The organism is Arthrobacter sp. H5 (assembly GCF_000520595.1).
Taxonomy (GTDB): Bacteria; Actinomycetota; Actinomycetes; order Actinomycetales; family Micrococcaceae; genus Arthrobacter_D.
The window spans coordinates 29,608-35,187 of the sequence record NZ_KI914981.1; the positions used below are offsets into that span (position 1 = coordinate 29,608).

3 protein-coding genes and 1 pseudogene are annotated in these 5,580 nt (G+C 62.1%); all 4 read right to left on the reverse strand.

Going from position 1 to position 5,580, the window contains the following annotated elements; genetic code table 11:
- Positions 1-322, reverse strand: a pseudogene (locus Y708_RS29610) (hypothetical protein); the annotation flags it as partial.
- 54 nt (positions 323-376) lie between these two features.
- Positions 377-3,916: a DNA polymerase III subunit alpha gene (gene dnaE, locus Y708_RS0104500; RefSeq protein ID WP_028279004.1), complete on the reverse strand. Its 3,540-nt coding sequence runs from the start codon at positions 3,914-3,916 to the stop codon at positions 377-379.
- 59 nt (positions 3,917-3,975) lie between these two features.
- Positions 3,976-4,911, reverse strand: a complete 936-nt coding sequence (locus Y708_RS0104505; protein WP_028279005.1) for an RluA family pseudouridine synthase — start codon at positions 4,909-4,911, stop codon at positions 3,976-3,978.
- Positions 4,895-5,497: a signal peptidase II gene (lspA, locus tag Y708_RS22840; RefSeq protein WP_035775268.1), complete on the reverse strand. Its 603-nt coding sequence runs from the start codon at positions 5,495-5,497 to the stop codon at positions 4,895-4,897. Before lspA ends, Y708_RS0104505 begins: the two co-directional genes overlap by 17 nt.
- Between the last annotated feature and the right edge of the window lie 83 nt (positions 5,498-5,580).

The following is a 5,580-nucleotide window of genomic DNA, read 5'->3' on the forward strand; positions in this document are numbered from 1 at the left end:
CCACGGCGGCCGCCATCCGCTGCCACGCCCCGGGAAGATTCGCGCGGCGGATGAGCAGCCAACCAACGACGACGCCGGCAACCACTTCCATCCCGGCCAGAACCAGATCGCGGACCAGCCAGGTCTCGGCCAGCGAACGGTCGCCCTGCAGTGCGCCGCCGGGAGCCGTAAGCCACCAAAGAACGCCCATCAGGACGCCGAGCACCGCCATGGCGCCGGCCCACCAGAGGAGCGACGCGGGCGGCACGGGAATGTCACTGCCCGGCCCGGAGTAGACGGGCGGAGGGTAGGTCGCGGACGGGCCGCTGGACGGATTGTGCATGATCTATACCTTAACAGCGCCCGGAGCGCTGCCCGGCACTGCGATCATCGACGCTCAAGCGTCGAGGCACGCGGGTCCGAGCAACACCTTCAGGTCGCCGAACAGTGCCGAGGTGGGATTTACCCTCAGATCGACTCCCAGCTTCATCACTTCGACCTTCCGGTTGGAGGCCAACCGGATCCGCACTTCACTGGTGCCGGGATGGGTGCGCAGCACATCGCCCAGCGCCTCCACCGCGGTCTCGGTTGCCTTGTGATGTGCCATCGAGATCACCACCGGGCCCGAGTGGCCCTCGCTGAGGTCCGGCACGGTGAGTTCCTGCGCATTCAGGGTGACCGCGCCGTCGTCACGCCTTTGCAGCCGCCCCCGGACCACAACAATCAGGTCCTCGGCCAGAACGGCGGCGATCGGTCCGTAGACGTGACCAAAGAACATGACCTCCATCGAACCGGCAAGGTCCTCAACCTCGGCCCGTGCGTAGGCATTTCCGCTGTTCTTGGCGATCCTGCGCTGCAGGGAAGTGATCATTCCCGCGATGGTGACGGTGGCGCCGTCGGCCGGTCCCTCCTCGCTGATCACGGAGGTGATGGACAAATCCGCGTGCTGGCTGAGGATGCCCTCCAGGCCCTGCAGCGGATGATCCGAGACGTACAGTCCCAGCATGTCGCGTTCAAACGAGAGCTTGTCCTTCTTCTCCCATTCGGGTAGATCAGGAATGTCCACGGCCAGTCCGGTACCCACGCCGGGATCGTCAAACGCGCTGAAGAGATCGAACTGGTTGGCCGCCTCATTCCGCTTGAGGACCACCACAGAGTCCACCGCTTCCTCATGGATCATCGCCAGCGCGCGCCGGTGATGCTTCAGTGAATCGAAGGCCCCCGCCTTAATCAGTGACTCAATGGTTCTTTTGTTGCACACAACGGCCGGTACCTTCTGCAGGAAGTCGCTGAAGGAGGTAAAAGCTCCCAACTCCAGCCGCGCGCCCACCATTGCGCCCACCACGTTGGCTCCAACGTTGCGGATGGCACCCATCCCAAAGCGGATGTCGGTTCCGACCGGAGTGAAATTCACGCTGGATTCGTTGACGTCCGGCGGCAGCACGGTGATCCCCATGCGTCGGCATTCGTTGAGGTAGATCGCCAGCTTGTCCTTATCATCACCCACGCTGGTGAGCAGCGCGGCCATGTACTCGGACGGGTGGTGGGCCTTCAGATACGCGGTCCAGTAGGAGACAAGCCCGTACGCGGCGGAGTGGGCCTTGTTGAACGCGTAATCCGAGAACGGCAGCAGGATGTCCCACAAGGTTTTCACGGCTGCACTTGAATACCCGTTCTGCTTCATTCCGTCGGCGAAGCCCTCGTACTGCTTGTCCAGCTCCGACTTTTTCTTCTTGCCCATCGCACGTCGCAGGATGTCCGCACGGCCCAGGGAGTATCCCGCCACCTTCTGGGCAATGGCCATCACCTGCTCCTGATACACGATCAGGCCATAGGTGGTGCCGAGGATTTCCGCCAGGGGTTCCTCCAATTCGGCGTGGATCGGAGTGACCTCCTGGATGCCCGTCTTCCGCAGTGCGTAGTTGGTGTGCGAGTTGGCGCCCATCGGGCCGGGCCGGTACAGGGCGATCACGGCCGAAATGTCTTCGAAGTTGTCCGGGCGCATCAGCTTCAGCAGCGAACGCATGGGTCCGCCGTCAAGCTGGAAGACCCCAAGTGTGTCCCCCCGGGCCAGAAGCTCGTAAGAGGGTTTGTCATTCAGCTCAAGTTCCTCCAGGACGAGGTCCATGTCCTTGTTGAGCTTGATGTTCTCCACGGCGTCCGTGATGATCGTCAGGTTCCTCAGGCCCAGGAAGTCCATCTTGATGAGGCCAAGATTCTCGCAGGTGGGGTAATCGAACTGGGTGATCACCTGGCCGTCCTGATCACGGCGCATGATCGGAATGATGTCGATCAGCGGATCCGAAGACATAATGACGCCGGCAGCGTGGACACCCCATTGGCGCTTCAGTCCCTCAAGGCCCAGAGCTGTCTCGAAGACTTTCTCCGCGTCCGCGTCCTGCTTGAGGAGTTCCCTCAGCTCTTCCGCTTCGGAATACCGCTGCGCATCCTTGTTGTGGACGTCCACTAGCGAAATTCCCTTGCCCATCACGTCCGGTGGCATGGCCTTGGTGAGCCGCTCTCCCATGGAGAAGGGGTAGCCCATCACGCGGGATGAATCCTTCATGGCCTGTTTGGCCTTGATGGTGCCGTAGGTGACAATCATGGCAACGCGTTCATCTCCATATTTCTCCGTCACATACCGGATGACTTCGGGGCGGCGCCGATCATCGAAGTCCACGTCGAAGTCGGGCATGGAGACGCGCTCGGGATTGAGGAACCGTTCAAAGATCAGGCCGTGCTGCAGGGGATCAAGGTCGGTGATCCGCATCGCATAGGCAACCATTGAGCCGGCACCGGAACCACGGCCGGGGCCAACACGGATCCCATGGTCCTTAGCCCAGTTAATGAAGTCCGCCACCACCAGGAAGTAACTCGGGAAGCCCATCTGCGTGATGACGTCGACCTCGTAGTTGGCCTGGGCCCGCACCTTGTCCGGTATTCCCTCCGGGTACCGGAACTGCAGTCCCTTCTCAACCTCCTTGACAAACCAGGACTGTTCGCTCTCGCCCTCCGGCACCGGGAAGACCGGCATGTAGTTGGCCTTGGTGTTGAACTCGACGTTGCACCGCTCCGCGATCAGCAGGGTGTTGTCACAGGCCTCGGGGTGGTCACGGAAGATCGACCGCATTTCAGCTGGGGACTTCAGGTAAAACTCATCGGCGTCGAACTTGAAGCGCTTCGGATCCGCCATGGTTGATCCGGACTGAACGCACAATAGCGCGGCGTGGGCCTTCGCGTCCTCCGCGTGGGTGTAGTGAAGGTCATTCGTGCCAACCAGCGGCAGGCCGAGTTCCCGGGCCAGCTTGATGAGATCACCCTGCACCTTGCGCTCGATATCGAGCCCGTGATCCATCAGCTCACAGAAAAAATTGTCGACGCCGAAGATGTCGCGGAAGTCGGACGCAGCCTGGACGGCCTCCCGGTAGAGGCCGAGCCGGAGTTTTGTCTGCACCTCACCGGAGGGGCAGCCCGTGGTGCCGATGAGTCCCTTACCGTAGGTCTGCAGCAGATCCCGGTCCATGCGCGGCTTGTACAAGTAGCCCTCAAGGGAGGCAAGGGAAGACATCCGGAAAAGGTTGTGCATGCCCTCGGTCGTTTCCGACCACAAGGTCATGTGCGTGTAAGCACCGGCGCCGGAAACGTCGTCGCGCCCTCCCCCGCCCCACTGCACGCGGGTTTTGTCCGCCCGCGCGGTGCCGGGAGTCAGATACGCTTCGACACCTATGATCGGCTTGACCCCGGCGTTCCGTGCCTTGTCCCAGAAGTCGAACGCTCCGAAAACAAACCCATGGTCGGTGGTGGCCAGGGCACTCATGCCCAGTTCCTCCGTATGGCTGAACAGGTCCGTGAGACGGGCCGCCCCGTCCAACATGGAGTACTCGGTGTGATTGTGCAGGTGGACAAAGGAGTCTTTGGTTGGAGCTGTAGATACCACCCACTCAGTTTAGGCCAGGGCCCCGCCGGCTCAGCGCAGGCGCACTGCGTGAGGCTCAGTCAGGCGGCGCCGGAGCTCAGTGCGTCAAGTGCATACTGCAAATCCATTGGGAACGGACTAGGAACCTCCACCCGTTCACCGGTACGCGGGTGCTCGAATGCGAGCCGGCTGGCATGCAGCCACTGGCGGGTCAACCCCAGATCCGCCGCCAGCCGGGGGTCTGCCCCATAGGTCAGGTCGCCCGCGCACGGATGCCTCAGCGCGGAAAAGTGCACCCGGATCTGGTGGGTCCTTCCGGTTTCCAATTGGACTTCCACCAGGCTGGCTTTCCCAAACGCTTCAATAACCGAGTAGTGGGTGATGGAGGGGCGTCCGTCTTCCATCACAGCAAACTTCCAGTCGTGCGCGGGATGCCGCCCGATGGGAGCGTCAATGGTACCGGTCAGAGGGTCCGGCAGACCCTGGACCAGGGCGTGATACTGCTTCTCAACGGTGCGCTCCTTGAACGCTCGTTTCAACGCGGTGTAGGCATGCTCCGTTTTGGCGACAACCATTGCACCCGACGTGCCGACGTCAAGCCTGTGGACAATACCAACCCGCTCGGGCGCACCGGAGGTGGAAATGCGGTAACCGGCGCCGGCTAGCGCCCCCACGACGGTGGCGCCAACCCATCCCGGCGATGGATGTGCGGCTACACCGACAGGTTTATCGACCACCACAAAATCATCATCGTCAAACAGGATTCCCATACCGTCCACCCGTTCGGCAACGATTCCCAGCGGAGCTGCCGGCGCGGGCACATCAACCGTCAGCGTGCCGCCAGCTGCCGGTTTAACGGATTTGCCCACTGTCTGCCCGTTCAGAGTCACCAGGCCTCCGGCGCACCAGGACGCCGTCGTGGACCTGGATTCGCCGGTCAGAGCCGCGAGCAATGCATCCACCCGCTGACCTCCCGCGTCAGCAGGCACTGTGTACGTGCTAAGGCCTTCCATCATCGGTTGCCTCCGCTTCTCCCGCATCCTGATCCTCCGGCACCTCATTGCTGCGCCGCCCGTCCAGGCCGATGCCCCGCAGCGTCAGGAGGCATACCAGCGCAACGCCGCTGACCACCGCACAGTCCGCGATGTTGAAAATCGCGAAGTTCGGTAACGCTATGAAGTCGACCACATGCCCTTGGCCGAACGACGGTTCCCGGAAGAGCCTGTCCGTCAGGTTGCCCAGGGCGCCTCCAAGTACCAGCCCCAGGGCAGCTGCCCAGCCCCATGAAGCCACTTTGCGGACCTGCGTCAGGATCGCCACAGACACAATGACCATGATGATGGTGAACACCCAGGTGAATTCCGTACCAATGGAGAACGCGGCCCCGGAGTTGCGGATGAAGTGCCAGCTGAGGACGGGCGGCAGGACCGGAGTGATCTGGCCCTCGGTCATGCTGGAGACCACCCAGATCTTGGTGAGCTGATCAAAGATGTACGCGACCACGGTGCAGGAAAGAAGCAGCAGAGCGTACCGGAAGCCGATCCTCCTGCCATGGGTGGCCGGTACCTGCGAATGGCCGGGGCCGGGTGATTGGTCTGTCATTACGCTTTCGGGTCCGAGGATGCGGGGATCTGGTTCCTGACGCGGTCAGGGGTCATTCCAGAATACGGCAGAGGCCGGCCGTC